The sequence below is a fragment of the Streptomyces sp. NPDC014870 genome (genome assembly GCF_043081505.1).
In the GTDB taxonomy this organism is placed as follows: domain Bacteria; phylum Actinomycetota; class Actinomycetes; order Streptomycetales; family Streptomycetaceae; genus Streptomyces.
Genome location: NZ_JBIBWQ010000007.1, coordinates 319,218 through 342,272, shown reverse-complemented (window position 1 = coordinate 342,272; position 23,055 = coordinate 319,218). Strand labels below are relative to the sequence as shown.

Genomic DNA, 23,055 nt, shown 5'->3' with positions numbered 1-23,055 from the left:
ACCACCGCCACCGGGAAAAAACACCGCGATGCCGACTACAGCACCACCGCCACCGCGAACGCCGCGAGGGCCACCGTGCACGCCGTCGCGAGCAGCGCCCCCCGGCGCGAGAGCGGAACCGGACGGGCCGCGTCCAGGGCGCGGATCCGGCGGTGGGCGACCGCGAGGAAGGCGACCCACACCAGCGCCGTCAGCGCGGCGCCCGCCACCCCCGGCGCCGTGATCTCGTCCCTGATCGCCGACTTCGCGGCGAGTACCGCCACGATCGTGCAGGTCAGCGTCGTACGGCGCCAGGCGAGCCGGGTCCGTTCCGGCTGCAGCCCCGGATCGCGGACGGGCGCCGCCGCCCCCTCGGTCACCGGCCGGCCCAGCCGAAGAGGATGACCACCACCATCACCACGGCCACCAGCGCCACCGCGAGGCTGAGCAGCGTCGGGAACCGCGACACCGGCAGGTCTTCCCCGCGCCGCATCGCCCGCTCGCACCGGACCCAGTGGTTCACCGCGCGCAGCGCGCACAGCACGCCCGCGGCGAGCAGCGCGAGCGCGAGACCGACGCGTACGCCCCAGCGCAGGTCCGGCAGGAACTGGTCGACGGCGAAGCCGCCGCCGACGAGTGCCAGCGCGGTCCGGATCCAGGCGAGGAAGGTGCGCTCGTTGGCCAGCGAGAACCGGTAGTCCGGAGTCTCGCCCTCGTCACGGATCCGCCGCGGCGCGAACCACAGCCGCAGACTCTGCACGAAGTCACTCACCCGGGCACCTTAGCCGCGGTGCGCGCGCAGCCGTCCGTACGCGGCCAGACCGTCCGGAACCCACGCCCACTCCCCGAGCCGCGCGACCACCTCGGCCTCCGGCAGGAAGGCGTGCCAGGCGACCTCCTCCACCTGCGGGTCGACCGGCAGCTCGCACCGCACGCGGTAGACCGCCGACCACCACTTCCCGGCCACGCCCCCGGAGTCGTACAGGAACCGGAACAGCGGCTCGGGGCGCGGAAGGCCGGAGACGCCCAGCTCCTCCTCGGCCTCGCGCAGCGCCGCGTCGTCGTACGACTCGCCGGCGCCGACGACCCCGCCGACGAACATGTCGTACATCGACGGGTAGACCAGCTTCCCGGGCGTGCGCCGGTGCACGAAGACCCGGTCCTGGGCGTCGCGCACCTGGATGAACGTGCAGCGGTGGATCAGGCCCCGCGCGTACACCTCGGTGCGCGGGGCCTGCCCGACGACCTCGTCGTGCTCGTCGACGACGTCCAGGATCTCTTCGGCGGGGTTCATGCCCCCATCAGATCACCGACCACGGCCGGATCGCCCACGCCCGACCGGATCACTGCCCCATGACGTACTTCACCGTCGGCCCGGTCGTCCAGCCGCCGTCCACGGCCAGCTCCGCGCCGGTCACGTAGGAGGCCGCGTCCGAGAGCAGGAAGACCACCGCGCCGGCGATCTCGTGCGCCTCGCCGACCCGGCCCATCGGGGTGTTGGGGTAGCCGCCCTCGCCCTTCTGGATGCCGAGACCGGCGGTCATCGGGCTGTACGTCATGCCCGGGTGGACGGAGTTCACCCGGATCCGCTCCGTGCCGAGCTCCACCGCGCCGATCTTCGTGAGGCCGCGTACGCCCCACTTCGAGGCGCCGTAACCGGCGGTCAGGGCAAGACCCATCAGACCGGCGGCCGAGGAGATGTTGACGATCGAGCCGCCACCGGCCTCCTTCATGGCCGGGATGGCGGCCTTCATGCCGATGAAGACACCGGTCAGGTTGATGTCCAGCACCCGGCGGAAGTTCTCCACGGACTCGGTCTCCAGGAAGGCCCCGGAGGATATCCCGGCGTTGTTCACCAGGCCGTGCAGCCCGCCGAACTCGGCGACCGCGTAGGCGACCGCCGCCGCCCACGCCTCCTCGGAGGTCACGTCGTGGTGCAGGAAGCGCGCCCGCTCGCCCAGCTCGGCCGCGGTGGCCTTGCCCTCGTCGTCGAGCACGTCGGTGAGCACGACGTTCGCGCCGGCGGCGACGGCCTGGCGTGCGGCCTCGGCCCCCAGGCCGCGGGCGCCTCCGGTGATCAGGACGGTCTTGCCGGTGAGGTCGTGGAGGCGGATGTTCTCGGTCATGCGGGGTCCTTTCGGATCGAGGGCGGCGGCGGAGCTTGCAGCAGGGCCGTCGTGGTCTGGACGAGGTCGGCGAGGAACAGCTCCTCGTCCGTGAGCGGGACGGTGCCGTCGAGGTACTGCCGGGCCCGGTCGGCCAGCGCGGCGCCGACGACGGTGAGCGCCAGGTCGAGCCGTTCGAGCCGCAGCGGCTCGGGCAACCCTGGCCGACCGTTCCGGCCGGTCAGACAGGACTCGAGCCGCTCGATCAGCCGCCAGTACACGGTGCCGTCGAGGGTGGGGTGCGGCGTGCGGGTGCGTACTCCGCTCTCGTGGCTGAGCTGGGCGGAGATCCGCAGACAGCGGCGGCCGCGCTCGGTGCGCAGCTCGCTCGCCTCGGTGCCGACCAGGGCCCCGAGCAGCGCGTGCGGCTCGTCGGGCGCCTCGGCGAGGAGCGGTTCGAGGACCTGTTCCGTACGTCTCTGGCGGCCGGCCATCACCGCGTCGAGCAGGCCCGCGCGCGAGCCGAAGTGGTACTGCACGGCCGACGGGTTGCTCTGGCCCGCGAGGGCCACCACGTCCCGCAGCTGGGCGCCGTCGACGCCCTGCGCCGCGAAGAGTTCCTCCGCCGCGCGGATCAGTTTGTCCCGGGTCTCGGGCCCTGACGTCCTCGCCATGCCGACCATATTAATGCTCGACATTAGAAAGCGGGAGAGGCGCGCACGGAGCCGGACCGGTCCGGACGGTTGACTCGATACATCCGTGTATCCAAGATTCGGTCCATGTCGTACGACGCTGATGTGATCGTGATCGGAGCCGGCCTCGCCGGTCTGGTGGCCACCGCCGAGCTCGTGGACGCCGGACGGAGCGTCATCCTGCTCGACCAGGAGCCCGAACAGTCGCTGGGCGGCCAGGCTCACTGGTCCTTCGGCGGCCTCTTCCTCGTCGACTCGCCCGAGCAGCGGCGGATGCGGATCAAGGACAGCCACGAGCTGGCCCTCCAGGACTGGCTCGGCACGGCCGGCTTCGACCGTCCCGAGGACCACTGGCCGCGGAAGTGGGCCGAGGCGTACGTCGACTTCGCGGCCGGTGAGAAGCGGTCCTGGCTGCACGCGCGCGGGGTGCGGTTCTTCCCCGTGGTGGGCTGGGCCGAGCGCGGCGGCTACGACGCGACCGGCCACGGCAACTCGGTGCCCCGCTTCCACATCACCTGGGGCACGGGACCCGGCCTCGTCGCCCCCTTCGCCCAGCGGGTCCGCGAGGGCGTGGCGCGCGGTCTCGTCCAGTTCCGCTTCCGCCACCGGGTGACCGCCCTCGGAACCACGGCGGGCGCCGTGGACACCGTCAGCGGCGAGATCCTGGAGCCGTCCGACGCCGAGCGCGGCACGGCGAGCAGCCGGGAGGCGACCGGCGCCTTCGCGCTCCGGGCCCAGGCCGTGATCGTCACCTCGGGCGGCATCGGCGGCAACCACGACCTCGTCCGCAAGCAGTGGCCCGACCGCCTCGGCACCCCGCCCGCGAAGCTGCTCTCCGGAGTCCCCGCCCATGTCGACGGACTGATGCTCGGCATCGCCGAGGAGGCCGGGGCGCGCCACATCAACCGCGACCGGATGTGGCACTACACCGAGGGCATCGAGAACTGGAACCCGATCTGGGCCAAGCACGGCATCCGGATCCTGCCCGGACCGTCCTCGCTCTGGCTGGACGCGCGCGGCCGCAGGCTGCCCGTGCCGCTCTTCCCGGGCTTCGACACCCTCGGCACCCTCGAACACATCATGCGCACCGGCCACGACCACACCTGGTTCGTGCTCGACCGGCGCATCATCGGCAAGGAGTTCGCCCTCTCCGGCTCCGAGCAGAACCCCGACCTCACCGGCAAGTCGGTCCGTGACGTCATCGGCCGGGCCCGCGCGGACGTCCCGGCCCCGGTGCAGGCGTTCATGGACCACGGCGTCGACTTCGTCGTGGAGCGTGACCTGTCCGCCCTGGTCCGCGGCATGAACGCGCTCACGGACGAGCCCCTCATCGACGAGGCGGAGCTGCGCCGCGAGATCACCGCACGGGACCGCGAGATCGTCAATCCCTTCACCAAGGACCTTCAGGTCACGGCGATCCGGGGGGCCCGCAAGTACCTGGGCGACAAGCTGATCCGCACGGCGTCACCGCACCGGATCCTGGACCCCAAGGCCGGTCCGCTGATCGCCGTACGCCTGAACATCCTCACCCGCAAGTCGCTCGGCGGACTGGAGACGGACCTGTCGTCGCGTGTCCTGACCGAGGGCGGCGAGGCACTCCAGGGGGTGTACGCGGCCGGTGAGGCGGCCGGCTTCGGTGGCGGAGGTGTCCACGGCTACCGCTCCCTGGAGGGCACTTTCCTGGGCGGCTGCATCTTCTCGGGCCGCGCGGCGGGCCGTGCGGCGGCCCGGGCGGTGGGGTAGCGGGGCGGCCGGCCCCTGCGGCCGTGCGCGGCTGTGGGCCGTAACGCGCCCTGTCGTCACGCGCTCCCGCCGTACGCGCCTCCCGGCCGTATGCGCCTCCAGGCCGTGCGCGCCTCCCCGCCGTACGCGACTCCCGGCCGTGCACGACCTCGGCCGTACGCCCTCAGCCCAGGCGGCGTACGACCCGGAACCGCTCCGCGACCGCCGCCGTCGTGTCGGTGACGGTGAACTCCGGGTCGCCGAGGAACTCCCGCATCTCCGCGCTGTGCCAGAACCCTTCGTGCGCGGCCCGCCACTCGGCGACGGTCGTGTACCCCTCGCCCTCCTCGATCGCGAACCGCAGGTCGATCTCCGCGACCGGCAGGACCCGTACCTCCGTGGTCTCCACGACCGCGACGGGCCGCTCGTCCGAGTCGACCAGCGCCCAGCGCTCGCCCACGCGCGGCAACTCCTCGTCCGCCGCCTCGTACTCCACCACCAGGCCGGTCGTCGAGGTCTTGGCGCCGGACAGCACCGCCGCCACCAGCGTGTCGCGCAGCGGTCCCGGGAAAGCCAGCTCGAACGGCTTGAGGGAGGAGGGGTCGTCGACCGTCTTCTCGGTCTCCGGCGCGAGATGCTCTGTCATGCCCGCAGTGTGTCACGGCTCACCGGCCGACCCCTTCGTGGCGCCGAGGTCCTCCAACTCACCATGAGGGCATGGACATCGGCATCGCACTGCCCCAGTACGGCACGCACGCCCGCCCCGAGACGATCGCGGACTTCGCCCGCGAGGCCGAGGCGGCGGGCTTCGACTCCTTCTGGGTGGGGGACCGTTCACTCGCGCCGGTCGCGCCCAGCGACCTCTACCCGGGCCACACCCCCGAGGACCCCTACCCCCGCGAGTACCGGACGTTCCTCGACCCGCTCACCGTGCTGACGGTCGCCGCGACGGCCACCACACGGGCCAGGCTCGGCATGTCCACCCTCAACGCCCCCTGGTACCCGCCCCTGTTGCTCGCCCGCAGCCTCACCTCCCTCGACGGACTGAGCGCCGGCCGGCTCGACGTCGGCCTGGGGATCGGCTGGCTCCGCGACGAGTACACCGCGGTCAACGCCGACTTCGGGCGGCGCGGCGCCCACCTCGACGAGATCCTCGACATCCTGGCGGGCATCTGGACCGAGGAGGAGTTCAGTCACAAGGGCCCGCACTGGACGATCCCCCGCGCGCACGTCGGGCTCCGCCCCGCCCAGCCCGCAGGACCGCCGGTCTACCTCGGCGGCTTCAGCCCGGCCGCGCTGCGCCGGGTCGGCCGGCGCGCGGCCGGCTGGGTCGGCGCCGTCCTGCCGCCGGAGGCCGCGGCGGGCCTCTGGGCGACGGCCCGGCGCGCCGCCGACGAGGCAGGCCGGGACCCCGACACGCTGCGCCGCCACATCCGGTTCAACGCCACGCCGGGCATGACGGCCGACCAGATCGCCACGGTCCTCGCGGGCGTCCGGGAGACCGGAGCCGACTCCTGCTTCCTCGACCTCCAGCGGGCGACCCGCGAGCCCGCGGAGGCACTGGAACTGGGCCGGAACGCACGGGACCGGGTCCGGAACGCCTGAGCGGCGGTCCCGACCCGGTCCCGGGCGGAGCGAGGCGCGGCAGCTACAACACCAGCGACAGCAGCAGGACGAAGACGATGCCGACGACCGAGATGATCGTCTCCATCACCGACCAGGTCTTGATCGTCTGGCCGACGTTCATGCCGAAGTACTCCTTCACCAGCCAGAAACCGGCGTCGTTCACATGGCTGAAGAAGAGCGAGCCGGCTCCGATCGCGAGGACGAGCAGCGCCGTCTCGGTCGTCCCCATGCCCTCGGCGAGCGGGGCCACGAGCCCCGCCGCCGAGATCGTCGCGACCGTCGCCGAGCCGGTCGCGAGACGGATCGCCACCGCGATCAGCCAGGCGAGCAGCAGGGCCGGGATCGACCAGTTCTTGGAGAAGTCCAGGATCATCTGACCCACGCCGACGTCGATCAGGGTCTGCTTGAAGCCGCCGCCCGCGCCGACGATCAGCAGCACGCCCGCGATCGGTGCCAGGGACTTCTCGACGGTGGTGGAGAGCCGCTGCTTGGTGAACCCGGCCGCGCGACCCAGCGTGAACAGGCCCACGAGCACGGCCGCGAGCAGCGCGATCAGCGGCGAGCCGATGACATCGGTGACCTTCTGCAGCGCGTTGTCGGGGTTGTCCACGACGATGTCGACGAGCGCCTTGACGAGCATCAGGACGACGGGCAGCAGCACGGTCGCGACGGTGGCGCCGAAGCCGGGCCGCTTCTCCAGGTCCTCGGAGGGACGCGTGGGGATCATGTTCTCGGGGGCCGGGATGTCGACCCAGCGGGCCGCGTACCGGGAGAACAGCGGACCGGCGATGATCACGGTCGGGATGGAGACCAGGACACCGAGCGCGAGCGTGACACCGAGGTTGGCGCCGAGCGCGTCGATGGCGACCAGCGGGCCGGGGTGCGGCGGGATCAGTCCGTGCATCACCGAGAGACCGGCGAGGGCGGGGATACCGATCCGCATCAGCGAGTAGTTGCCCCGCTTGGCGACGAGCAGCACCACCGGGATCAGCAGGACTATGCCGACCTCGAAGAAGAGCGGCAGCCCGATGACGGAGGCGATGAGGACCATCGCCCAGGGCATGGCCCGCCCGCTCGCCTTGGCCAGGATCGTGTCGACGATCTGGTCGGCGCCGCCGGAGTCGGCGAGCAGCTTGCCGAGGATCGCGCCGAGCGCGATCAGCACGCCGACACCGGCGACGGTCTTGCCGAGACCGACGGTGAACGAGTCGATGGTCGCCGCGAGCGGCGCACCGGCGAAGGCGCCCAGCGCCAGCGAGCCGATGGTCAGGGCCAGGAAGGCGTGCAGCTTGAACTTGGTGATCAGCAGGACGATGACGGCGATGCCCGCGAGCACGGCGAAGCCGAGCTGGGCGTTGCCGGCCGAGGTGATCGGCTCGACGGCGTCCGCTGCCAGCATCTCGACGCTGAGACTGGTCACGGTGGTTCCTTAGGGGACGGGGGTGAGGGGCGGGGGAACGAGGAGGTAACGCCGAGGGACCGACGTGGCCGCGGGCCCAGGGGGCGGGCCCACGAAGCGGGGGCGACGGGGGACCGGCGTACGCCCACGGGAGGGCGGCGTAGCCGACGGGGACGACGTCCGGGGAGCGCGCCGTCAGCCGGCGAGTCGGCCCAGCGCGTCGACCGCGCGCGCGGCGATCTCCTGCGGCGAGCCGGAGACGTCGACGGCGACGCCCGCCTCGTCGTCCCGCAGCGGCTGGAGCGTGGCGAACTGCGAGTCGAGCAGGGCCGTCGGCATGAAGTGCCCCTTGCGCTCGGTCATCCGCCGCTCGATCAGCGCGCGGTCGCCGGTCAGATGCAGGAAGACCACGCCCGGGGCGGCCGCCCGCAGCCGGTCCCGGTAGATCCGCTTGAGGGCGGAGCTGCTCACCACCCCGCCGAGCCCTTCCCGGCCGTGCGCCCACTGCCCGATCGCGTCGAGCCAGGGGCCGCGGTCGGTGTCGTCCAGGGGGACGCCGGCGGACATCTTGGCGACGTTCGCCGCCGGGTGGAAGTCGTCGCCCTCGGCGTAGGGCACGCCGAGCGCGTCCGCGACGAGGGGGCCGATGGTCGTCTTGCCGGTGCCGGCGACGCCCATCACGACGACGACCCGGGGGACCGTCGGGGAGGTGGTGCTCATGGAGTGGTGCCTCGCTGTCTTCTTCGACATCGATCCGTCGCGCTCATGAAACCCATTGGGTACGACGTATTCAAGGGCCTGTGACATTAAAGTCATACTTTTTGTTCCCGATCTTGGTCGCCGCGTAGGCTGACCCCCATGACGACACCGGCCCAGGGGCTTCATCCGCACGTCCTCGCCACCCTGGGTCTCGCGATCACCGCCGGGGAGTACCCGCCCGGCAGCGTGCTGCGCACCGACGAACTCGCCCAGCGCTTCGACGTCTCGCGCACCGTGGTCCGCGAGGTCGTCCGCGTCCTGGAGTCCATGCACCTCGTCGAGTCCCGCCGCCGCGTCGGCGTGATCGTCCTGCCGACGGCGCAGTGGAACGTGTACGACCCCCAGGTCATCCGCTGGCGCCTGGCCGGCGCCGACCGCCCCCGCCAGCTGCGCTCGCTCACCGTGCTCCGCTCCGCGGTCGAACCCGTCGCCGCAGGACTCGCGGCCACCCACGCCACGCCCGAGCAGTGCCGCGAACTGACCGAGCACGCGCTCGGCATGGTCGCCACCTCGCGCGGCCGGCAGCTGGAGGCGTACCTCGTCCACGACATCGCCTTCCACCGGGTCGTCCTGAACGCCTCCGGCAACGAGATGTTCGCCCGGCTCGGCGACGTGGTCGCCGAGGTCCTCACCGGCCGCACGCACCACCAGGTGATGTTCGAGGACCCGGACCCGGCCGCCGTCACCCTGCACGTCCAGGTCGCCGAGGCGGTCCGCGAGCGGGACGCGGTCCGCGCCGAGGAGCTGACCCGCCAGATCGCCGTCGGCGCCCTCAAGGAACTGGACGTCCTCGCGCCGTAAACCCGGCGGACCCCCGCACTTCGCCCGCGAGCAACCTCAGAAGTAGCTCAAATAAGGGCGTTCAGTGACATTGGCCACTGCTGAAACGCCGTCGTGCCGTGACGATGTGCGCTGGCCGCGCGTGCCGTGGACGACCTCCACGCGCGCGGCCGGGTACCGCACAGACCCTCCCCCTCACGAAGGCGAACAACTCCATGAGTGACCGCACCCCCTCTGCGGCCGACACGCTGTCCGCCACGCCGCCACCGGCGCCGGCCGCCGGGGCGTCCCCCCACGTCGACGCCGGTGACGCCGGATACCGCAAGGACCTCAAGTCCCGGCACATCAACATGATCGCCATCGGCGGAGCGATCGGCACCGGCCTCTTCCTCGGCGCCGGCGGCCGCATGGCCAACGCGGGACCGTCCCTCTTCATCGCCTACGCCGTCTGCGGCGTCTTCGCCTTCTTCGTGGTGCGGGCCCTCGGTGAGCTGGTCCTCTACCGCCCCTCCTCCGGCGCCTTCGTCTCCTACGCCCGTGAGTTCATGGGCGAGAAGGGCGCCTACACGGCCGGCTGGCTCTACTTCCTCAACTGGTCGACCACCGCTGTCGCCGACATCACCGCGGCCGCGACCTACGCCCACTTCTGGGCCATGTTCAGCGACGTCCCGCAGTGGATCCTCGCCCTGATCGCCCTCGCGGTCGTCCTCGCAGCCAACCTCATCTCCGTGAAGTACTTCGGCGAGATGGAGTTCTGGTTCGCGATCATCAAGGTCGGCGCCCTCGTCGCCTTCATGCTCATCGGCATCTTCCTCGTCGTGACCTCGCACGACGTCGGCGGCCACACCCCGGGCTTCTCCACCATCACCGACAACGGCGGCATCTTCCCCAGCGGTGTCATGCCGATGCTGCTGCTGATCCAGGGCGTCGTCTTCGCGTACGCCTCCGTCGAGCTCTGCGGCGTCGCGGCCGGCGAGACCGAGAACCCCGAGAAGATCATGCCGCGCGCGATCAACTCGATCATGTGGCGCGTGGGCCTCTTCTACGTCGGCTCCGTGATCCTGCTCGCGCTGCTCCTGCCGTACACCGCCTACTCCGGCGACCAGAGCCCCTTCGTCACCGTCTTCGACAAGCTGGGCATCCCGGGCGCCGCGGGCGTCATGAACCTGGTCGTCCTGACCGCCGCGCTCTCCAGCCTCAACTCGGGTCTGTACTCCACCGGCCGGATCCTGCGCTCCATGTCGCTCGCGGGCTCCGCGCCCAAGTTCACCGGCGTCATGAACAAGGGCGGCGTCCCCTACGGCGGCATCCTGCTGACCGCCGCCTTCGGTGTCCTCGGTGTCGGCCTGAACTACGTCATGCCCGGCGAGGCCTTCGAGCTCGTGCTGAACTTCGCCTCCATCGGCATCATCGGCACCTGGGGCATGATCATGGTCTGCTCGCTGCTCTTCGTGCGGCGTTCCCAGGACGGCCGGGTCACCCGCCCCTCCTACCAGCTGCCCTGGGCCCCGTACACCCAGATCGTCACCCTGGTCTTCCTCGCCTCGGTGCTGGTCCTGATGTGGATGGACGGCGGCATCAGCCGCACCACCGTGAACTGCCTTCCGCTGATCGCCGCCGCCCTCGTCGGCGGCTGGTTCCTGGTCCGCAAGCGGGTCCGCGCGACCGCGGCGGAGCACCAGGACTGAGACCCCCCACGGGGCGACGAGACCCCCGCAGGCGGCGGCCTGCGGGGGTCTCCCGCTGTTTCCGGGGCCCGCTCAGTCCATCCCGTCGAGCCGCAGACCGCTCTCGAAGCGCAGCGGCGCTCCCGTGACCGGGTCGGTGAACTCCAGCACGCGTGCGAGCAGTTGCAGCGGCCGCGCGTAGTCCTCGGGACCGTCCTCCAGGACCACCGGATAGACCGGATCGTGCAGGATCGGCAGCCCCAGGCGGTTCATGTGCACCCGCAGCTGGTGGGTACGCCCGGTCCTCGGCAGCAGCCGGTACCGCCCGAGACCGCCCCGCCGCTCCACCAGCTCGATCCGGCTCTCGCTGTTCGGCTCGCCCGGCTCCTCGCGCGCGGCGATCACCCCGCGCTCCTTCACGATCCGGCTCCGCACGGTCACCGGCAGGGCGACCCCGGGCTCGTACGGAGCCACCGCCTCGTACTCCTTGCCGACCAGCCGGTCCCGGAACAGCGTCTGGTACGCGCCCCGGTCCCCCGGCCGCACCACGAAGAGCACGAGCCCGGCCGTCAGCCGGTCGAGCCGGTGCGCGGGCTGCAGCTCCGGCAGCCCAAGGTCACGCCGCAGCCGTGCGAGCGCCGTCTCGGTCACATGCCGCCCGCGCGGCATCGTGGCCAGGAAGTGCGGCTTGTCGACGACGACGATCCGCTCGTCCCGGTATACGACCCCGATCTCGAAGGGCACCCGCTCCTCGGCGGGGAAGTCCCGGTGGTACCAGAGGTACGTCCCCGCCGCGTACGGCTCGTCCTCCCGGAACGGCCGCCCGTCCGCGCCCACGAACCGCCCGTCCCGCACCATCTCGCGGACGCGGGCATCTCCGACGGCCCCGCCGAACCGCGCCCGCAGGTACTCCCCGACGGTGGCCCACCCGTCACCGGCGGCCTCCTCGGGCAGCCGCAGCCGCACGGGATCGATCCCGTCCCGCTGGGGGAGCGGCGCCACCGGCCGCTTCGTCCTGCGTCTCACAGCTCCCACCGATCCGTACGTCCCGTCCACCAACGCAAGAAGGACCCCACATGACGTGGGGTCCTTCGCTGGTGTCCGAGGGGGGACTTGAACCCCCACGCCCGATAAAGGGCACTAGCACCTCAAGCTAGCGCGTCTGCCATTCCGCCACCCGGACAAGGTGTCTGTCTTTCCGGCCGCTCGGCCGTTCCGACGTGGAAAACCATAGCAAACATTGGAGGTGGTCGATCACCACCCCCTTTCCGGCCCGACCCGTGTGACGGGCGGATGTCGGCCGACGGCCGCCCTTGGGTCCCGGGGGCCGGGCGCGCGAGGATGGGGGAGTCCACCAGCAAGCACGTGGGGCACGTAGTGGGAGGAAGCAGCGTGAGCGAGTCGAACACGGCGAGGAACATCACCGGCGAGGACGAGGTCGTCGACCTCTGTCGTGACCTCATCCGCATCGACACCAGCAACTACGGCGACCACTCGGGCCCGGGCGAGCGGGCGGCGGCGGAGTACGTCGCCGAGAAGCTCGCCGAGGTCGGTCTCGAGCCGAAGATCATCGAGTCGCACAAGGGGCGGGCGTCCACCGTCGCCCGGATCGAGGGCGAGGACCCGTCGCGGCCCGCCCTCCTCATCCACGGCCACACCGACGTCGTGCCGGCCAACGCCGAGGACTGGACCCACCACCCCTTCTCCGGCGAGGTCGCCGACGGCTGTGTCTGGGGCCGGGGCGCGGTCGACATGAAGGACATGGACGCGATGACCCTCGCGGTCGTCCGCGACCGGATGCGCAGCGGCCGCAAGCCCCCGCGCGACATCGTGCTGGCCTTCCTCGCCGACGAGGAGGCGGGCGGCACGTACGGAGCCCGGCACCTCGTCGATCACCACCGGGACCTCTTCGACGGCGTGACGGAGGCGATCGGCGAGGTCGGCGGCTTCTCCTTCACCGTCAACGAGAACCTGCGGCTCTACCTGGTCGAGACGGCCCAGAAGGGCATGCACTGGATGCGGCTGACCGTCGAGGGCACGGCCGGGCACGGCTCGATGACCAACAACGACAACGCCATCACGGAGCTCTGCGAGGCCGTGGGCCGCCTCGGGCGCCACCAGTGGCCGGTGAGGGTCACCAAGACCGTACGGTCCTTCCTGGACGAGCTCTCGGACGCGCTGGGCACCCCGCTGGACCCCGAGGACATGGAGGCGACGCTCGCCAAGCTCGGCGGCATCGCCAAGATGGTCGGCGCGACCCTGCGCAACTCCGCCGCCCCGACCATGCTCGGCGCCGGGTACAAGGTCAACGTCATCCCCGGCCAGGCCACCGCCCATGTCGACGGCAGGTTCCTGCCGGGTTACGAGCAGGAGTTCCTGGCCGACCTCGACCGGATCCTCGGCCCGCGGGTCAAGCGCGAGGACGTGCACGGCGACAAGGCCCTGGAGACCAGCTTCGACGGCGCCCTCGTGGACGCGATGCAGCTGGCCCTCCGCGCCGAGGACCCGATCGCCCGGGCGGTGCCGTACATGCTCTCCGGCGGCACCGACGCCAAGTCCTTCGACGACCTCGGCATCCGCTGCTTCGGCTTCGCGCCGCTCCAGCTGCCGCCCGAGCTGGACTTCGCCGGGATGTTCCACGGCGTGGACGAGCGCGTGCCGGTGGACGGGCTGAAGTTCGGCGTCCGCGTGCTCGACCGGTTCATCGACGCGTCCTGAGCGGATCGCGTTCACCTGTCTCCGATAATCGACCGCCCGTGCGCCTTTGACCGGAAAGAGTGAATGCACTCATAGGCTCGTAGCCCCATTACTTCCCCCTCGTTACAGGTGGTGCGGTCCGCGGCTGGGATCGCATTGCCAACAAGGAGGAATAATGATCAAGAAGGTCGTCGCTGCTGCGGCTGCCACCGGCGGTCTCGTTCTCGCGGGTGCGGGCATGGCCGTTGCCGACTCGGGTGCCCAGGGTGCCGCCATCGGTTCCCCCGGCGTGCTCTCGGGCAACGTCGTCCAGGTGCCGGTCCACGTCCCGGTGAACGTGTGCGGCAACACGGTCTCCGTGATCGGGCTGCTGAACCCCACCTTCGGCAACACCTGCGTCAACGCCTGACGTTGTGCCTCGACCCGTGAGGGTCTGAGCCAGGCCGGCCCCGGAGTGCGTGCCATGCACTCCGGGGCCGGCGGGCATTCCGCCCCGGGCGTTTCGATCCCGGTGGCCCCTCTTCTGAAGCCAGAAGGCAGAAGCCGAGAAGGCAGGGAACAAGCTATGCGACAGGTCACACGCAAGGGCCTGATCACCGTCGCGGCGGCGGGCGGAGTCATCGCCCTCGGCGGTGGTTATGCGAATGCCGATTCGAGTGCGAACGGCGCGGCCGCGAATTCCCCGGGCGTCGCGTCCGGGAACACCGTGCAGGTTCCGGTGCACGCGCCGGTCAATGTCTGCGGAAACACCGTCAACGGCGTCGGGTTGCTCAACCCGTCGTTCGGCAACAAGTGCGCCAATGTCTCCAAGCCGGGCACGGGCAAGCACCGCGGCTCCTCGGCCGAGGGCGGCAGCAAGGGCTCCCCGGGCGTCGGCTCGGGCAACACCGTCCAGGTGCCGGTCGACGCCCCCGTGAACGTCTGCGGGAACAGCGTCTCGGTCATCGGCGCCATCAACCCCGCGTTCGGCAACGAGTGCGGCAACGGCATCGAGCCCACACACCCGGGCCACCCGGGCGAGCCGGGGAACCCCGGTAACCCGGGGAATCCGGGCAACCCCGGTAACCCGGGCAACCCCGGTGAGCCCGGCAACCCGGGGAACCCCGGCAACCCGGGCAACCCTGGGAACCCCGGCAACCCGGGTGAGCCCGGCAACCCGGGCACGCCCGGGAACCCCGGTACGCCTGGCACGCCCGGCAACCCGGGTGACTCCGGCGAGAACGGGACGCCGAACGGCCCGAACACGCCTGGTACGCACACGATCACGCAGCCCGAGGCGACCGAGGAGCTGGCGCAGACCGGTTCCGGTCCGCTCGGCGTGGCCGTCCCGGCCGGCGCCGCCCTGCTGCTCGCCGGATCCGTGCTCTACCGCCGCGCCCGCCAGTCCGCCTAGGGGGACGGCAGCACGCAGAGGGGCCCCGCACGGCGGGGCCCCTTCTCATGTCACCAGGTGGCGCGGACCTGACGGATGATGCGCCGTCGCAGCCGCACCCTGCGGCTGCCGTCCCGGTGCAGACTCAGGCGGTCCAACTCCCAGTGACCGTACTCGGCATGGTCGGTCAGAAGCCGCGTCGCCTCCTTGCGGGAGACACCGCGCGGCACATACACGTCGACAAATTCGTATTCCGGCATCGCATCTATTGTGCGGGCACACGCCCGGTACGGATAGCGTGCGTCCCATGTCTGATGCTGCGCAGCCCACCGCTGCCGAGGTACGTGCCGCCGCCGAGGCGGTCAAAGCCGCACTGGACCGTCACCTCGAGGCGGTCGAACGTCGTTCGGGGGACGACGACCCGGCCGTCTACGAAGCCTTCAACGCCCTCGCCGCGGCGGCCGAAGCCTACGACGAGCGGCTCTACGACCGTTACGACGAGGTCACGCCCTTCGAGATCCCGGGCGCCGACGACTCGCTCCCGCCCTACGCCGGGCCGGAGGAGCCGCACGCCCTCAGCGTCCTGATCCGCCGCGACTACGCCGTCGTCGAACCGCAGCGGCTGCTCGCCCAGGCACAGCGCATCGCCGACCTGGAGGGCGACGAGGAGGGGCCGGACGCGGTCCCCACCGTCGGTGGCAGCACACACGCCGCCCTCGGCGTGCTCTTCGGCGAGTACGAACCGGACGAAATCGCCTCGCGGCACAAGGAGTTCGGTCTGGAGGAGGGGGACTCCACCCTCTGGGTCTCTGCCGCGGAGGAGCTGCCGGAAGCGGGGGAGTGGCTGAACGCCCCCTTCGAGCAGGCCGATCCGGAGCGGATCGTCTGCCGCTTCGACGTCAGCGCGGTCTTCGACGACGAGCTCGACGAGGACCTGGAGGAGCAGGACGCCTGAGCGTCCGTACGGAGGAGGGCGGGGCACCCGTGGGGTGCCCCGCCCTCTCGCGTCGTACGGTCCGCAGGCGCTGTCGGCCCTCCGAGGGCGCCGGTCGGTCCTCCGCGAAGGCGTCAGCCCTCCGAGGGCGCCAACAGGGCCTCCAGAAGCGGCCTCAGCCGGGTCGTGCGCTCCGGGGGCACGCCCTCCGCCACCGCACGGGGCAGCGCCTGGTCCACGCCGTGGACGACCGAGAGATGACGCTCGCCCCGGCCGAAGGCCGTGTACACCCAGGGCCGGCTCAGGCCCTGGGCCGCGTCGCCCGGCAACACCACGACCGCGGCGGGCCAGCGCATCCCGGCGGCCTGGTGGGCGGTGAGCGCCCAGCCGTGCCGGAGCGCGGACTCCACCCGCTCCTTCGGTACGACGAGCGGCTCGCCCGCGCACTCCAGGCGCAGGCCCTCCGCGTCGGCGCCCACGACCGTCCCGGTCACCGTGCGCCCCGGGGCCGGCCCGAAGGCCACCCGGTCGCCCGGGTCGAAGCCGCCGAAGCGGCCGGGGCCGGGGTTGAGCCGCTCCTTGAGCGCCGCGTTGAGCGCGCGGGTGCCGGCGGAGCCGCCGTGGCCGACCGTGATCACCTGGGTCTGTCCGGCGGGCACGTCGAACGCCCGGGGAATCGAGTCGGCGACTAGCTGCACCGTGCGGTGGACCGCCTCGCCCGCGTCCCGGACCGGGACGATCACGACCTCCTTGCCGGGCGCCTCCACCTGGTTCAGCTCGCCGATGCCGATCCCCGAGACCAGCTCACCGATCGGGCCGGGGTCGGGGAGACGGGAGGCGACCGTCGGGCACACCCGGGCGGCGAGGACATCGCCGAAGACCCGGCCCGCGCCCGCCGAGCCGAGGACGCCGGGGTCCCCGCTCAGCACGAGACGGCAGCCGTCGGGCAGGGACTCGACGAGCGTCGTCGCGCTCTCGACGTCCACCTGCGGCGCGTCCAGGACGACCAGCAGGTCCAGTGCCAGGGAACCCTCCTCGTCCCGGCCGGGACCGGCGGCGCCGGACACCAGGGCGTCGACCGTCACCGCCTCCGCGCCGAGGCGGTCCACCCCGTTCTCGCTGTGCACGGCCACCGCGACCCGCAGGCCCCGCTTCCGGGCGTCCTCGGCGAGCGCGACGGGCTCGCGGCGGGCGGCCTCGCCCCCGGTGTGCAGGACCAGGCCGTGGGCACCGGCCGCGCGGACCAGCTCGGGGCCCTCCCACTCCTCCGCCGAGACGGTCTTGACCAGCCGGGCGAGGCCGTCGGCGAGGCTCTCCTCGGCCAGGGCGTACCGGTCGAGCCCCAGCAGGGCCGGCACGTCGGGCGCCTCGTCCCCGGAGACCTCCGCGCCCTCCTCGCCCTCCGCGCCCTCCTCGTCCTCGGTCTCCTCGGGGGCCTGCTCCTCCTCCTGGAACAGCAGCACCGCGCCCTCGGCGGCCGCCGCGCGCATGGCCTCGTCGGGGTCGGGCACCGACAGGCCCGTGAGGCCGGACCGCAGGGCGCCGTCCTCCAGGGCCGTGTGGCCCTTGAGCGCGGCGCGTTCGAGCAGCCAGGTCACCAGGGCGACGGCCCGGCGGGGGTCGTCCGGTCCGCACTCCGCGCCGAGCAGGGCACGGGCGAAGCCGTCGGCCTGCTCGGGTCGCACACCGGGCACGGCGAGCAGCTGCCAGGGATCCTCCCGCAGCGCCTCCGCGGCGCCCTCGCCCAGGGTGGAGGCGACCTGGCCGGTCAGCGACTCCGGTGCCCCGCCGCGCGCGAGGACCTCCCGGACGGCCGCCAGCGTCTCCGGGGCGGCCGGCCGCGCCTGGCCCACCGGGACCGCGGAGCCGGCCGGGACGGGCGCGGCGGGCGCCGGGACGGGCGCGGCGCGGCGCGGATCGGCAGCGGACGAGGGAGCGGGCGCGGGGGCCGGCTGCGGTGCGTCGTAGAACGCGCTGCCCGCCTTCGTACCGCTCTCCACCGCGCGGACCGCCGCGAGCAGATCGGCCGCCGTGCCGCTGAGCTTCCCGCCCGCGTCCACGGGCGCCGCCCGCTCGGCCTTGCGCTGCTCGATCCGCGCCCGCAGCTCCCGCTGCGCGGTCAGCTCCGCCTGCGCCTCCGAGACCTCGGTGCCCTCGGCGGCCTTCGCCTCCCCTTCGGCACCCGCCGTCGCGGCCTCGGTGCCCTCGACGCCTTCATCGGCCTCCCGGGCGTCGCGTTCGGCCGCGGCCTCGTCGGTCTCGCCCGGCTCGGGCTCGGTGGCCTCGGGCGGGGTCTCCCGCGAAGGCTCGGTCACAAGGTGCTCCAGTCCTGGTCCGGATAGCGGTGCACGGGCGCCGACACATCGTCGAGGGCCCGGCAGATCTCGTCAGGAAGACTAAGGCTCTCCACTGACAGAGCGGCCGTGAGCTGCTGCGCGTTGCGCGCGCCGATCACCGGGGCGGTCACGCCGGGCCGGTCGCGGACCCAGGCGAGCGCCACCTGGAGCGGCGTCGTCGCCAGGCCGTCCGCCGCCGTGGCGACCGCGTCCACGATTCGGGTCGCGGCCTCGTCCAGATACGGCTCCACGAAGGGGGCCATGGCCTCCGAGCCGCCCCGCGAGTCCGCCGGCGTCCCGGTGCGGTACTTGCCCGTCAGCACCCCGCGCCCGAGCGGCGAGGACGGCAGGAGACCTATGCCCAGGTCCAGGGCCGCGGGCAGCACCTCCCGCTCGACGCCCCGCTGGAGCAGCGAGTACTCCATCTGGGTCGCCGCGAGCCGGGTCCGTCCCGCGCCTGCCGCGCCGAGCTGCCAGGTGCCGGCCTTCGCCAGCTGCCACCCGCAGAAGTTGGACACTCCCACGTACCGCGCGCGACCGCTGCTCACGGCGATGTCCAGGGCCTGGAGGGACTCCTCCAGCGGGGTGTCCGGGTCGAAGGCGTGCAGCTGCCACAGGTCCACGTGGTCCGTGCCGAGCCGGGCCAGGGACGCGTCGAGCGCGGCCAGCAGATGGCCGCGCGAGGCGTCCGTCCGGCGGTACGGGTCGGGCACGCTGCCGGCCTTGGTGGAGATGACCAGATCCCGGCGGGGCACGAGCCGCTCCATGAGCTGCCCGAGCACGTACTCGGCCTCACCACCGCCGTACACGTCCGCCGTGTCCACGAGCGTGCCGCCCGCGTCCCAGAACGCCTTCAACTGGTCGGCGGCGTCGTGCTCGTCGGTGTCCCTGCCCCAGGTGAGGGTGCCGAGCCCGAGCCGGGACACGCGCAGGCCGGTACGTCCGAGATGCCTCTGCTCCATGGGCGCGAGATTACTGGCCAAGACCCCACGCGGAGAGAGCCTGTGGACAACCTCCCCCTGACGGATCCGTGACCCGCGCGCTAGAGTCCGGCCCAAGGGACGTTACTGATCGGTAAAGAGGGTGTGGTCATGAGGCTCGGCATCAACCTCGGCTACTGGGGCGCGGGCATGGACGGCGAAAATCTCGCCGTCGCCCAGGAGGCGGACCGCCTCGGCTACGACGTCTGCTGGGCCGCCGAGGCCTACGGCTCCGACGCGCCCACGGTGCTCTCCTGGGTGGCCGCCAAGACCGAGCGGATCGACATCGGCTCGGCGATCATGCAGATCCCGGCGCGCCAGCCCGCGATGACGGCGATGACCGCCGCCACCCTCGACTCGCTCTCCGGCGGCCGGTTCCGCCTCGGCCTCGGCGTCTCGGGACCGCAGGTCTCCGAGGGTTGGTACGGCGTCAAGTTCGACAAGCCGCTGGCGCGCACCCGCGAGTACGTCGAGATCGTCCGCAAGGCCATGTCCCGCGAGCGCCTCACGTACGAGGGCGAGCACTGGACGCTCCCGCTGCCGGAGGGCCCCGGCAAGCCGATCAAGCTCACCGTCCACCCGGAGCGCGAGCACATCCCGCTCTACATCGCGGCGATCGGCCCGAAGAACCTGGAGCAGACCGGCGAGATCGCCGACGGCGCGCTGCTGATCTTCCCCTCCGCCGAGCACCTGGAGGAGACCGCGCTGCGCCCGCTGCGCGCGGGCCGAGAGAAGGCCGGTCTCACGATGGACGGCTTCGACGTCCACCCCACGCTGCCGATCGCCCTCGGCGACGACATCGACGCCCTCGCCGACATCTTCCGCCCGTACACCGCCCTGTACGTCGGCGGCATGGGCAGCCGGAAGCAGAACTTCTACAACCAGCTCGCCCAGCGCATGGGCTACGAGAAGCAGGCCGTCGAGATCCAGGACAAGTACCTGTCCGGCGACAAGGCGGGGGCCGCGGCCGCCGTCCCGCGCCAGCTGATCGACCAGACCACACTGCTCGGCTCCGTCGAGCGGATCGCCGACCGGATGAAGGCCTACGCCGAGGCCGGCGTCACCACCCTGACTCTCGCCCCGGCCGGCTTCACGCTCGACGAGCGGCTGGCGGCGCTGCGGGCGGGCACGGAGGCCCTGGAGCACGCGGGCCTCGCCTAGAGAAGTCTGCGGCCGTGGTGGGGGCTCGGGGGGTCTTCCCCGCCACGGCCGTCACGCAGCACAACGCTCGACGGGGGCGCGGTTACTGGCGGAACGCTCCTTCTTTCAGCCGAACGGCCCGCCCCTCCTGTTGCCCACCCGGCCGTACCGCATTTGACTCGTTCTCTGCGGACGTGCGGCGTGCGGACGCCCGCATGGAGGTGGCAGCAATGCTCACGGCCAAGAGCCTGTTCCAGGAAATCATCGACAACGACGAGTCCTTCCAGCTCTTCTGCTCCATCGCCGCCAGCGGCGAGTCCCAGGGCGGCTGGGAGAACGCGCGGATCGCGGCCCTGGTCGCCCCCGGCATGCGGGACCTGGCCCCCAAGATCACCCGGCACGGCGCCGACGAGGACAAACACGGCCGGATCTTCAACGCCCTGCTGAAGAAGCGCGGCCTCGAACCCGTGCCGGTGCCACCCGACACCGACTACACGATGCTCCTGGAGCAGGGCGGGATCGGCCTCGCCCACGACAAGCTCCGCCGCGACGAGCCGCTCAGCGAGGAGGACATCATCGTCTACCTCGCGCACAGCCGGGTCACCGAGCAGCGGGCCGCCGACCAGATGGACATGCTGGTCACCTACTTCGGGGACCACCCCGAGCTGGGCAAGGCCATCCACATGATCGACAACGACGAGGCGAACCACCTCGCGTACTGCCACGAAGAGCTGCTGCGCCTCGCGTACGCCGGGCACGGCCGGCTCATCCAGCGCACCCTGCGCGAGTCGGCGCTCGCCGAGATCAAGGTCTACCGCGACGTCAGCCTCGCCGTGATGGTCCACATGGGCCGCATCCTGAAGTGGCCGAAGGCCAAGGCGGGCGCGCTCGCCGCCGGGATCCACGGCATGTACGGGTACGAACGCCTCGCCGGCTGGCACAAGATGGTCGACCTCAGGATGCCCGAGCGCCGCGACGCGCTGGGCGGACCCGCGACCCCGGCGCCCGCGTTCTGACCCGACGGGGCCCGCCACCGGAGCCGACGCGCGCCGGGGCTACAGCCAGCCCCGGCGCTTGAACAGCCGGTACAGGCCCAGCTCGACGGCGACGAGCAGCAGGATCAGGACCGGGTACGACCAGGTCCAGGTCAGCTCCGGCATGTGCTCGAAGTTCATTCCGTAGATCCCCGCGACCATCGTGGGCACCGCGGCCATCGCCGCCCACGCCGAGATCTTCCGCACGTCGTCGTTCTGCCGCACCCCCATCTGCGCCAGATGCGCCGACAGCACGTCCGACAGGAGCCGGTCGAGCCCCTCCACCTGCTCGTTGGCACGGATCAAGTGGTCGCCGACGTCCCGGAAGAAGGGCTGCGAGCCCTCGTGCACGAACGGCACGTCACCCGCGGCCAGCCGGGCCACCGGTCCGGCGAGCGGCCCGGCCGCCCGGCGGAACTCGAGCACCTGCCGCTTGGCCGTGTAGATCCGCTCGGCCGTGTTCGACGCGCCGACGCCCACCGGGGCGAACACGTCCGTCTCCAGCTCCTCCAGGTCGACCTGGAGCTCACCTGCCACGTCGATGTAGTGGTCCACGACCGCGTCGCTCACCGCGTACAGCACGGCCGTCGGGCCGTGCCTCAGGACCTCCGGCTCGGCCTCCAGACGGCGCCGCACGGCCGCCAGCGGCGCCCCCTCCCCGTGCCGGACGGTGACCACGAAGGAGTCGCCCACGAAGAGCATCAGCTCGTCCGAGGAGACCCGGTCGCTCTCCGGCTCGTACACGACCGGCTTGAGGACGACGAAGAGCGAGTCGTCGTAGATCTCCAGCTTGGGGCGCTGATGGGCCTTCAGGGCGTCCTCGACGGCCAGCGGGTGCAGTGCGAACTCGTCGGAGACATGACCGAACTCGGCCTCCGTCGGCTCGTAGAGCCCGACCCAGAGGAAGGCGTTCCCGCTCGCCCGCGCCTGAGCCAGCGCGTCGGACAGATCGGCGGGCCCCTCGGTGCGGTGCCCGTTCCGGTAGATGGCGGAGTCCACGATCACGCGCCGCATTCTCCCGCCTCCACCGCCCGCCCGCACCCCTGCGACACCCCCACGCGCGCGTGGGGGCCCTACCCTTGCCGCCATGGCCACGCTGATTCTCGTCCGGCACGGACGTTCCACCGCCAACACCTCCGGTGTCCTCGCCGGGCGGCTGCCCGGGGTCGCCCTCGACGAGCGGGGGCTCGCCCAGGCCGCCGCGCTGCCCGGGCGGCTGGCCGGGGTGCCGCTCGCCGCCGTCGTGACCAGCCCGCTCCAGCGCTGCCAGGAGACCGTACGGCCGCTTCTCGACGATCGGCCCGGTCTGCCGCTGCACACCGAGGAGCGGATCAGCGAGTGCGACTACGGCGACTGGTCGGGCCGCAAGCTCGCCGAACTGGCCGACGAGCCCCTCATGGAGGTCGTCCAGGCCCACGCCTCCGCCGCCGCCTTCCCCGGCGGCGAGTCGATGCGCGCCATGCAGGCGCGGGCCGTCGACGCCGTCCGGGACTGGAACGCGCGCGTGGAGGCCGAACATGGCGAGGACGCCGTCTACGCCATGTGCTCCCACGGCGACATCATCAAGTCGATCGTCGCCGACGCCCTCGGCATGCACCTCGACCTCTTCCAGCGCATCCACGTCGACCCCTGCTCGGTCACCGTCATCCGCTACACCCGGCTGCGCCCCTTCCTCGTACGCCTCGGCGACACCGGCGACTTCGCCGCGCTCGCCCCCAAGGCGAGCCCCGATCCCAGTGGGTCCGCCGAGGTCGGGGGCGGCGCGGGCGCACCGTGATCCATCCGCGCAGTAGGGTGGACGGGCCGCTGTAGCGCGAGCCTCCACCACTGCCG

Annotated in this window: 24 protein-coding genes and 1 tRNA gene; 11 read left to right on the top strand and 14 right to left on the bottom strand. The window is 72.2% G+C overall.

Annotation, left to right across the window (positions count from 1 at the left end):
* Positions 1-35 precede the first annotated feature (35 nt).
* Genes ACF09C_RS21930 through ACF09C_RS21910 form a run of 5 tightly spaced genes read right to left on the bottom strand, consistent with a single transcriptional unit; the run spans position 36 to position 2,758 of the window.
* A complete protein-coding gene (locus ACF09C_RS21930) occupies positions 36-359 on the bottom strand; it encodes a DUF202 domain-containing protein (protein ID WP_392093460.1) in 324 nt (107 codons plus the stop codon).
* Positions 356-751: a YidH family protein gene (locus ACF09C_RS21925; protein ID WP_392093458.1), complete on the bottom strand. Its 396-nt coding sequence runs from the start codon at positions 749-751 to the stop codon at positions 356-358. Before ACF09C_RS21925 ends, ACF09C_RS21930 begins: the two co-directional genes overlap by 4 nt.
* Before the next feature lie 9 nt (positions 752-760).
* Positions 761-1,273 carry an NUDIX hydrolase gene (locus ACF09C_RS21920; RefSeq protein WP_392093456.1) on the bottom strand — a complete coding sequence of 171 codons (513 nt, stop codon included), beginning with the start codon at positions 1,271-1,273 and terminating at the stop codon, positions 761-763.
* 49 nt (positions 1,274-1,322) lie between these two features.
* Complete coding sequence (locus ACF09C_RS21915; RefSeq protein ID WP_392093455.1) at positions 1,323-2,105, bottom strand: glucose 1-dehydrogenase; 783 nt, start codon at positions 2,103-2,105, stop codon at positions 1,323-1,325.
* Positions 2,102-2,758, bottom strand: a complete 657-nt coding sequence (locus tag ACF09C_RS21910) for a TetR/AcrR family transcriptional regulator (RefSeq protein ID WP_392093453.1) — start codon at positions 2,756-2,758, stop codon at positions 2,102-2,104. The genes ACF09C_RS21915 and ACF09C_RS21910 overlap by 4 nt, the downstream gene beginning before the upstream one ends.
* Before the next feature lie 105 nt (positions 2,759-2,863).
* Between ACF09C_RS21910 and ACF09C_RS21905 the strand changes: the two genes are divergently transcribed.
* On the top strand, positions 2,864-4,519 hold the full coding sequence (locus tag ACF09C_RS21905; protein ID WP_392093451.1) for an FAD-binding dehydrogenase: 1,656 nt from the start codon (positions 2,864-2,866) through the stop codon (positions 4,517-4,519).
* 163 nt (positions 4,520-4,682) lie between these two features.
* Here ACF09C_RS21905 and ACF09C_RS21900 read toward each other — a convergent pair whose 3' ends face one another.
* The gene (locus ACF09C_RS21900; RefSeq protein ID WP_392093449.1) at positions 4,683-5,144 is read right to left on the bottom strand and encodes an ASCH domain-containing protein; all 462 of its coding nucleotides are present in this window, start codon (positions 5,142-5,144) and stop codon (positions 4,683-4,685) included.
* A 71-nt stretch (positions 5,145-5,215) separates the two neighbouring features.
* On the opposite strand from ACF09C_RS21900, the gene ACF09C_RS21895 reads away from it, so the two are divergent.
* Positions 5,216-6,103 (top strand): TIGR03619 family F420-dependent LLM class oxidoreductase, encoded by an 888-nt coding sequence (locus ACF09C_RS21895; RefSeq protein ID WP_392093447.1) that lies wholly within the window; start codon positions 5,216-5,218, stop codon positions 6,101-6,103.
* A gap of 43 nt (positions 6,104-6,146) precedes the next feature.
* Here ACF09C_RS21895 and ACF09C_RS21890 read toward each other — a convergent pair whose 3' ends face one another.
* A complete protein-coding gene (locus ACF09C_RS21890) occupies positions 6,147-7,544 on the bottom strand; it encodes a gluconate:H+ symporter (RefSeq protein WP_392093445.1) in 1,398 nt (465 codons plus the stop codon).
* A gap of 174 nt (positions 7,545-7,718) precedes the next feature.
* The gene (locus ACF09C_RS21885; protein ID WP_392093444.1) at positions 7,719-8,243 is read right to left on the bottom strand and encodes a gluconokinase; all 525 of its coding nucleotides are present in this window, start codon (positions 8,241-8,243) and stop codon (positions 7,719-7,721) included.
* 138 nt (positions 8,244-8,381) lie between these two features.
* Here ACF09C_RS21885 and ACF09C_RS21880 point away from each other — a divergent pair, with 138 nt between their 5' ends.
* Together ACF09C_RS21880 and ACF09C_RS21875 are read left to right on the top strand one after the other, a co-directional pair.
* The gene (locus ACF09C_RS21880; protein WP_392093443.1) at positions 8,382-9,083 is read left to right on the top strand and encodes a FadR/GntR family transcriptional regulator; all 702 of its coding nucleotides are present in this window, start codon (positions 8,382-8,384) and stop codon (positions 9,081-9,083) included.
* Between the two features lie 194 nt (positions 9,084-9,277).
* On the top strand, positions 9,278-10,750 hold the full coding sequence (locus ACF09C_RS21875) for an amino acid permease (protein ID WP_392093441.1): 1,473 nt from the start codon (positions 9,278-9,280) through the stop codon (positions 10,748-10,750).
* 72 nt (positions 10,751-10,822) lie between these two features.
* Here the strand turns inward: ACF09C_RS21875 and ACF09C_RS21870 are convergent, their stop codons facing one another.
* A complete protein-coding gene (locus ACF09C_RS21870; protein ID WP_392093440.1) occupies positions 10,823-11,755 on the bottom strand; it encodes an RluA family pseudouridine synthase in 933 nt (310 codons plus the stop codon).
* A gap of 69 nt (positions 11,756-11,824) precedes the next feature.
* Positions 11,825-11,912, bottom strand: a tRNA-Leu gene (locus ACF09C_RS21865).
* A 209-nt stretch (positions 11,913-12,121) separates the two neighbouring features.
* Here ACF09C_RS21865 and ACF09C_RS21860 point away from each other — a divergent pair.
* From ACF09C_RS21860 to ACF09C_RS21850, 3 genes are all read left to right on the top strand, one after another.
* Complete coding sequence (locus ACF09C_RS21860; protein ID WP_392093438.1) at positions 12,122-13,447, top strand: M20/M25/M40 family metallo-hydrolase; 1,326 nt, start codon at positions 12,122-12,124, stop codon at positions 13,445-13,447.
* Between the two features lie 154 nt (positions 13,448-13,601).
* Positions 13,602-13,835: a chaplin ChpH gene (gene chpH, locus ACF09C_RS21855; protein ID WP_362004389.1), complete on the top strand. Its 234-nt coding sequence runs from the start codon at positions 13,602-13,604 to the stop codon at positions 13,833-13,835.
* Between the two features lie 156 nt (positions 13,836-13,991).
* Complete coding sequence (locus tag ACF09C_RS21850) at positions 13,992-14,819, top strand: chaplin (RefSeq protein ID WP_392093436.1); 828 nt, start codon at positions 13,992-13,994, stop codon at positions 14,817-14,819.
* Positions 14,820-14,869: 50 nt separating this feature from the next.
* Here ACF09C_RS21850 and ACF09C_RS21845 read toward each other — a convergent pair whose 3' ends face one another.
* Positions 14,870-15,058, bottom strand: a complete 189-nt coding sequence (locus ACF09C_RS21845) for a DUF5703 family protein (protein WP_005319466.1) — start codon at positions 15,056-15,058, stop codon at positions 14,870-14,872.
* 47 nt (positions 15,059-15,105) lie between these two features.
* Here ACF09C_RS21845 and ACF09C_RS21840 point away from each other — a divergent pair, with 47 nt between their 5' ends.
* On the top strand, positions 15,106-15,753 hold the full coding sequence (locus ACF09C_RS21840) for a hypothetical protein (RefSeq protein ID WP_392093434.1): 648 nt from the start codon (positions 15,106-15,108) through the stop codon (positions 15,751-15,753).
* 113 nt (positions 15,754-15,866) lie between these two features.
* On the opposite strand, the gene ACF09C_RS21835 is transcribed toward ACF09C_RS21840, so the two are convergent.
* Positions 15,867-18,047, bottom strand: coding sequence for a helix-hairpin-helix domain-containing protein (locus tag ACF09C_RS21835; protein ID WP_392093432.1), 2,181 nt, complete (start codon positions 18,045-18,047; stop codon positions 15,867-15,869).
* Positions 18,044-19,030 (bottom strand): aldo/keto reductase, encoded by a 987-nt coding sequence (locus tag ACF09C_RS21830; protein ID WP_392093430.1) that lies wholly within the window; start codon positions 19,028-19,030, stop codon positions 18,044-18,046. The genes ACF09C_RS21835 and ACF09C_RS21830 overlap by 4 nt, the downstream gene beginning before the upstream one ends.
* 129 nt (positions 19,031-19,159) lie before the next feature.
* Between ACF09C_RS21830 and ACF09C_RS21825 the strand changes: the two genes are divergently transcribed.
* Both ACF09C_RS21825 and ACF09C_RS21820 read left to right on the top strand, forming a co-directional pair.
* Positions 19,160-20,209: an LLM class F420-dependent oxidoreductase gene (locus ACF09C_RS21825; protein ID WP_392093428.1), complete on the top strand. Its 1,050-nt coding sequence runs from the start codon at positions 19,160-19,162 to the stop codon at positions 20,207-20,209.
* A gap of 209 nt (positions 20,210-20,418) precedes the next feature.
* Positions 20,419-21,204 (top strand): ferritin-like domain-containing protein, encoded by a 786-nt coding sequence (locus tag ACF09C_RS21820; RefSeq protein WP_392093682.1) that lies wholly within the window; start codon positions 20,419-20,421, stop codon positions 21,202-21,204.
* A 39-nt stretch (positions 21,205-21,243) separates the two neighbouring features.
* Here the strand turns inward: ACF09C_RS21820 and ACF09C_RS21815 are convergent, their stop codons facing one another.
* The gene (locus tag ACF09C_RS21815; protein ID WP_392093426.1) at positions 21,244-22,236 is read right to left on the bottom strand and encodes a magnesium and cobalt transport protein CorA; all 993 of its coding nucleotides are present in this window, start codon (positions 22,234-22,236) and stop codon (positions 21,244-21,246) included.
* A gap of 73 nt (positions 22,237-22,309) precedes the next feature.
* Here ACF09C_RS21815 and ACF09C_RS21810 point away from each other — a divergent pair, with 73 nt between their 5' ends.
* Complete coding sequence (locus tag ACF09C_RS21810; RefSeq protein ID WP_392093425.1) at positions 22,310-22,999, top strand: histidine phosphatase family protein; 690 nt, start codon at positions 22,310-22,312, stop codon at positions 22,997-22,999.
* Positions 23,000-23,055: the final 56 nt, after the last annotated feature.

What these genes read in the sequence shown, in the direction of transcription:
- ACF09C_RS21920 (WP_392093456.1), bottom strand. Translation starts at nt 1,273, where the DNA reads ATGAACCCCGCCGAAGAGATCCTGGACGTCGTCGACGAGCACGACGAG.
- ACF09C_RS21910 (WP_392093453.1), bottom strand. Translation starts at nt 2,758, where the DNA reads ATGGCGAGGACGTCAGGGCCCGAGACCCGGGACAAACTGATCCGCGCG.
- ACF09C_RS21820 (WP_392093682.1), top strand. Translation starts at nt 20,419, where the DNA reads ATGCTCACGGCCAAGAGCCTGTTCCAGGAAATCATCGACAACGACGAG.
- ACF09C_RS21900 (WP_392093449.1), bottom strand. Translation starts at nt 5,144, where the DNA reads ATGACAGAGCATCTCGCGCCGGAGACCGAGAAGACGGTCGACGACCCC.
- ACF09C_RS21875 (WP_392093441.1), top strand. Translation starts at nt 9,278, where the DNA reads ATGAGTGACCGCACCCCCTCTGCGGCCGACACGCTGTCCGCCACGCCG.
- chpH (WP_362004389.1), top strand. Translation starts at nt 13,602, where the DNA reads ATGATCAAGAAGGTCGTCGCTGCTGCGGCTGCCACCGGCGGTCTCGTT.
- ACF09C_RS21810 (WP_392093425.1), top strand. Translation starts at nt 22,310, where the DNA reads ATGGCCACGCTGATTCTCGTCCGGCACGGACGTTCCACCGCCAACACC.
- ACF09C_RS21825 (WP_392093428.1), top strand. Translation starts at nt 19,160, where the DNA reads ATGAGGCTCGGCATCAACCTCGGCTACTGGGGCGCGGGCATGGACGGC.
- ACF09C_RS21880 (WP_392093443.1), top strand. Translation starts at nt 8,382, where the DNA reads ATGACGACACCGGCCCAGGGGCTTCATCCGCACGTCCTCGCCACCCTG.
- ACF09C_RS21905 (WP_392093451.1), top strand. Translation starts at nt 2,864, where the DNA reads ATGTCGTACGACGCTGATGTGATCGTGATCGGAGCCGGCCTCGCCGGT.
- ACF09C_RS21830 (WP_392093430.1), bottom strand. Translation starts at nt 19,030, where the DNA reads ATGGAGCAGAGGCATCTCGGACGTACCGGCCTGCGCGTGTCCCGGCTC.
- ACF09C_RS21850 (WP_392093436.1), top strand. Translation starts at nt 13,992, where the DNA reads ATGCGACAGGTCACACGCAAGGGCCTGATCACCGTCGCGGCGGCGGGC.
- ACF09C_RS21815 (WP_392093426.1), bottom strand. Translation starts at nt 22,236, where the DNA reads ATGCGGCGCGTGATCGTGGACTCCGCCATCTACCGGAACGGGCACCGC.
- ACF09C_RS21840 (WP_392093434.1), top strand. Translation starts at nt 15,106, where the DNA reads ATGTCTGATGCTGCGCAGCCCACCGCTGCCGAGGTACGTGCCGCCGCC.
- ACF09C_RS21885 (WP_392093444.1), bottom strand. Translation starts at nt 8,243, where the DNA reads ATGAGCACCACCTCCCCGACGGTCCCCCGGGTCGTCGTCGTGATGGGC.
- ACF09C_RS21915 (WP_392093455.1), bottom strand. Translation starts at nt 2,105, where the DNA reads ATGACCGAGAACATCCGCCTCCACGACCTCACCGGCAAGACCGTCCTG.
- ACF09C_RS21895 (WP_392093447.1), top strand. Translation starts at nt 5,216, where the DNA reads ATGGACATCGGCATCGCACTGCCCCAGTACGGCACGCACGCCCGCCCC.
- ACF09C_RS21845 (WP_005319466.1), bottom strand. Translation starts at nt 15,058, where the DNA reads ATGCCGGAATACGAATTTGTCGACGTGTATGTGCCGCGCGGTGTCTCC.